This is a genomic window from Actinomadura sp. NPDC049753 (assembly GCF_040674655.1).
GTDB lineage: Bacteria > Actinomycetota > Actinomycetes > Streptosporangiales > Streptosporangiaceae > Spirillospora > Spirillospora verrucosospora.
Window position 1 is genome coordinate 1 of the sequence record NZ_JBFARL010000350.1, and the last position, 4235, is coordinate 4235.

General features: G+C 74.5%; 4 protein-coding genes. 2 read left to right on the top strand and 2 right to left on the bottom strand.

Annotation, left to right across the window (positions count from 1 at the left end):
- The first annotated feature begins 97 nt into the window (after nt 1–97).
- Both thiE and AB0K37_RS40545 read left to right on the top strand, forming a co-directional pair.
- Nucleotides 98–784, top strand: coding sequence for a thiamine phosphate synthase (thiE, locus tag AB0K37_RS40540; protein WP_363991136.1), 687 nt, complete (start codon nt 98–100; stop codon nt 782–784).
- Between the two features lie 47 nt (nt 785–831).
- Entirely contained in the window at nt 832–990 is a 159-nt protein-coding gene (locus AB0K37_RS40545; protein ID WP_363991131.1) for a hypothetical protein, read from the top strand.
- A 13-nt stretch (nt 991–1003) separates the two neighbouring features.
- On the opposite strand, the gene AB0K37_RS40550 is transcribed toward AB0K37_RS40545, so the two are convergent.
- Together AB0K37_RS40550 and AB0K37_RS40555 are read right to left on the bottom strand one after the other, a co-directional pair.
- Nucleotides 1004–2092 carry a serine/threonine-protein kinase gene (locus AB0K37_RS40550; RefSeq protein ID WP_363991133.1) on the bottom strand — a complete coding sequence of 363 codons (1089 nt, stop codon included), beginning with the start codon at nt 2090–2092 and terminating at the stop codon, nt 1004–1006.
- Between the two features lie 92 nt (nt 2093–2184).
- Complete coding sequence (locus tag AB0K37_RS40555) at nt 2185–4146, bottom strand: glycoside hydrolase family 3 C-terminal domain-containing protein (RefSeq protein WP_363991139.1); 1962 nt, start codon at nt 4144–4146, stop codon at nt 2185–2187.
- Between the last annotated feature and the right edge of the window lie 89 nt (nt 4147–4235).

Sequence of the window (4235 nt, forward strand, 5' to 3'; positions counted from 1 at the left end):
AATCGCTCGGCCCGTCCCCATCCCGCCTGAACTCGTCCGGCTGCTGCGTCGTCACCTGGCCGAGCATGGGACGGCGCCGAAAGGACGTTCCCCGGCCGTGTCCAGGCACCTCCCCACCGAGCGCGCCGTAGCGCTGCGCGCCCGGCTGAGCCGCGCCCGCCTCTACCTCTGCACGGACGCGCGGGAGCGCCAGGGAGACCTCCCGGCCTTCCTCGACGCCGTGCTCGCGGGCGGAGTCGACATCGTCCAGCTCCGCCAGAAGGGCCTGGAGGCCCGCCAGGAGACCGCCTACCTGGAGGTGTTCCGGGCGGCGTGCGAGCGGCACGGTGCGCTGCTGGCCGTCAACGACCGGGCCGACATCGCGCACGCGGTCGGCGCGGACGTGCTGCACCTCGGCCAGGACGACCTGCCGGTGCCCGCCGCCCGCGCGATCGTCGGCGGCGACATGCTGATCGGCCGGTCGACGCACTCCGGCGAGCAGGCGTCGGCGGCGGCCGCCGAGCCCGGCGCCGACTACTTCTGCGCGGGCCCGGTGTGGCCCACGCCGACCAAGCCCGGCCGGCCCGCCCCCGGCCCGAAGCTGCTGGAGTACGTCGCGGCGCAGCGCGTCGCGCGGCCGTGGTTCGCGATCGGCGGCATCGACCTCGGCAACCTGGACGAGGTCGTCGCCGCGGGGGCGGAGCGCGTCGTGGTGGTCCGGGCGATCACCGAGGCCGACGATCCGGGCGCCGCCGCCGCGCAGTTCGCGCGGCGCCTGGCGGCTCGGCCGCTCGGCACGGTTTGACGCGGATCACGGTGCGAGCCGCCGTCCCGTCGCCGACAATGGGGATCATGAACGTGGGACCCGACGACGACCGCGTGGTCGACCTCGACGACGACCTCGACGTCCTGCCGGACCAGACGTCCGACGACACCGACGCCGGGTGGGGCGAGTGGCGCGCCGGCGACGACGACGCGCGCCTGCTGGAGGACCGCCCGCCGCACTGGTGAGCGGCGGCGCGGGTCAGGTGAGGACGCCGAGGAGGAACCCGGCGGCCACGACGCCCCCGAGCGCGACCATCATCCGCCACCGGTAGCGCGGGATCCGCGTCGGGCGCGGCTTCGGCGCCGGGGCCTGGCCCTCGCGCAGCGCCCGGACGATCTGCGACGCGGTCGGGCGCGCGGCGGGGTTCTTGTCCAGGCAGCGGGCCGCGAGGTCGCGCAGCGGGCCCTGCATGTCGCCGAGGTCCGGCCTGCGCGACGTCACGCGCCGCATGACGGCCGCGCTCGGCCCGGTGCCGAACGGCGGGCGCCCCGTCGCGGCGAACACCATCGTGGCACCCCACGCGAACACGTCGGCGGGCGGCCCGACCGGCTCGTCCTCGATCTGCTCGGGCGCCATGTAGGCGGGCGTCCCGACCGGGCCGGTGGTCAGCGGGGTCGCGTCGGCGGTGCGGGCGATGCCGAAGTCGATGACCTTGGCGCCGTCCGGGCCGAGCAGCACGTTGCCGGGCTTGAAGTCGCGGTGCACGATCCCGGCGCGGTGGATCGCCGCCAGCGCGGCGGCGGTGCGCAGCGCGAGCTTGCGGAGCCGCGGCGCGGAGAGCGGGCCGCGGTCGGCGACGACGTGCTGGAGCGAGGGCCCCTCGACGAACTCGCTGACGATGTAGGGGCGGTCGCCGGTCATGTCGGCGTCCAGGACGCGCGCGGTGTGCCGCCCGGACACCCGCAGGGCCGCGTCCGCCTCCTTGGCGAAGCGGCTGCGCGCCCGCTGCCCGGCCGCCACGCCGCCGCGCAGCAGCTTGACGGTGACGAGCTCGCCGTCGCCGTCCCGGCCGAGGTAGACGACGCCCTGGCCGCCCTCGCCGAGGCGCCCGACCAGCGTGTAGTCGCCGAGGCCGCGCGGGTCGTCGGGGCCGAGAGGGGCGCCGGACCGGTGGTCGCGGCCGTGCGCGGTCCGGGCCGGGACGCGGCCCGGACCGGGGTGCGGCTTGGCCGGGCGGCCGGCGTGCGTGCCGTGGGGCTGCCCGGCGCGGGCGGCGCGGGCGGGGCGGTTCGAGGAGGAACGCGGGGGATGGGGATCCGTCCTCCCGCGGGAGGTGTCGTGCTGCACTGAGGACTCCGACTCGGCGGGGGGCGGACGAAGATCTCCCCCTTTGTACCGTGTAATCGGGACGAAGGGCAGGGGAACTGCGATCTTCGCCGTCAGCGGCACGTCCCGAGCGCGGTGGAGGCGGCGATCCGCCGGGACGACTCGCCCACCATGATCTTGTAGCAGCCGGCGGCGACCTTCCACGCCTTCGCCTTCTGGTTCCAGTAGGCGAACGAGCGCGACGACAGCGGGAACGTCACCTTCGCGCTCCGTCCGGGAGAGAGGGCGACCTTCGCGTATCCCTTGAGCTGCCTGGGCGGTTGCGGGACCTCCGCGCCCGGCGACGGCATGCCGATGTACATCTGCGGCACGGCGACGCCGGCGCGGCGCCCGGTGTTGGTGACCGTCACCTGCACGGACTTGGCGGTCGCGACCAGTCCGCTGTAGGCGAACGTGGTGTAGGACAGGCCGTGCCCGAACGGGAAACGAGGCGTGATGCCCCTCGCGTCGTAATGCCGGTAGCCGACCATGACTCCTTCGGAGAACGTGGTGTTCCCGTTGAGGCCGGGGTACTGCACCGGGTTCCCGGACGCGGGCGCGTCGTTCTCGTTGACGGGGAACGTCACCGGAAGCCGTCCGCCGGGATCCACGTCCCCGTACAGGACGCGCGCCAGGGCGTCCCCTCCCTCCTGGCCGGGGTACCAGGCTTCGAGAATGCCCCTCACTTGCCCGGCCCAGGGCGTCAGCACGGGTCCGCCCGTGTTCAGCACGACGACCGTGTTGGGGTTGGCCTTGGCGACCTCGGAGATCAGCCCGTCCTGATCGCCTCTGAGCGGCTCCCCGCAGCGCAGCGTCAGGCATGACTTGTCGAAGAACTCGCCCTGGCCGTCGGTGGCGAACACGATGGCGAGGTCGGCGGTGCGGGCCGTGGCGGCGGCGCCCGCGCGGTCGTCGCCGTCGTGGTAGGTCACCCTGGTTCCGGAACCCGCGCGGCGGGAGACGCCGTCCTGCGCGCTCACGGTCGCGAAGGGGACGACCTTCGCCGAGCCGAAGCCGCTCGGGCTCTGCCGGGCGGCCCGCCCGATCAGCGCGATCGACCTCGGGGCCCGGAGCGGGAGGACGCCGTCGTTCTTCAGCAGCGTGATCCCGCCCTCCTCGATGACCCGGGCGGCGTCGCGGCTCGCCGTCCGGTCGGCGCGGCCGAGGTCGTTGGGGTACGCCTGCCGGTCGAACACCCCGAACCTGAACATCGTCCGCAGGATGTTGCGCACGTGCGCGTCGACGGCGGCCCGCGTGACCTTCTTCTGGGCGAGGGCGAGCTTCAGCAGGAACGCGTTGTACTTCATGCCGAAGGGCAGTTCCATGTCCAGCCCCCCGTTGGCGGCGCCGGCGGCGTCCTGCGCGGCGGTGTGGTCGGACGGGACGAACCCCGTGAACCCCCACTCCGACCGCAGGATCCCGTTGAGGACGGCGTCGTCCTGGCAGGCCCACCGGCCGTTCAGCCTGCCGAACCCGCACATCACCGTCGCGGCGCCCGCGTCCTTCACCGCCGCCTCGAACGGCGGCAGGTAGATCTCGCGGAGCGTGCGCGGGTCGACGTTCATGCCGAGCGACAGCCGGTCGGTCTCCTGCGTGTAGACGGCCATGTGCTTGACCGAGGTCATCACGCCCTGCGCCTGGGCGCCCTGGATCCACGGGACGCCGAGGGTCGCCGACAGGTAGGGCTCCTCGCCGAAGCCCTCGAACGTCCGGCCGTTGCGGGGCGTGCGCAGGACGTCCACGGTCGGGCCGAATACCAGGTCGTTCCCGCGGTGCCTGGCCTCCCACGCGACCGTCCCGCCGTACAGGCGGGCCGCCCGCGGGTCGAAGGCGGCCGCGAGCGCGATCGGCGCGGGCAGTGCCGTCGCCCTGCCCTGCCGGACGCCGGCCGGGCCGTCGGCCATGCGGACCGGGGGGATGCCGAGCCGCTCGATCCCGTCGGCGGTGTCGGCGTGCGCGTTCTCGGAGAAGCCGCCGAGCGGCCCGCCGAACGGATCGTCCGACGCCAGCATCGAGATCTTCTCGTCGTCCGTCATGCGCACCCGACGGTCTCCATGCCGAGGTCGCGGGCGGCGGCGAAGTGCTGCAGCGACACGTCCGCCTCGGTGCAGTGCGTGGCGACCCG

Coding starts and splice junctions, on each gene's coding strand:
- AB0K37_RS40545 (WP_363991131.1), top strand. CDS start 832: ATGAACGTGGGACCCGACGACGACCGCGTGGTCGACCTCGACGACGAC.
- AB0K37_RS40555 (WP_363991139.1), bottom strand. CDS start 4,146: ATGACGGACGACGAGAAGATCTCGATGCTGGCGTCGGACGATCCGTTC.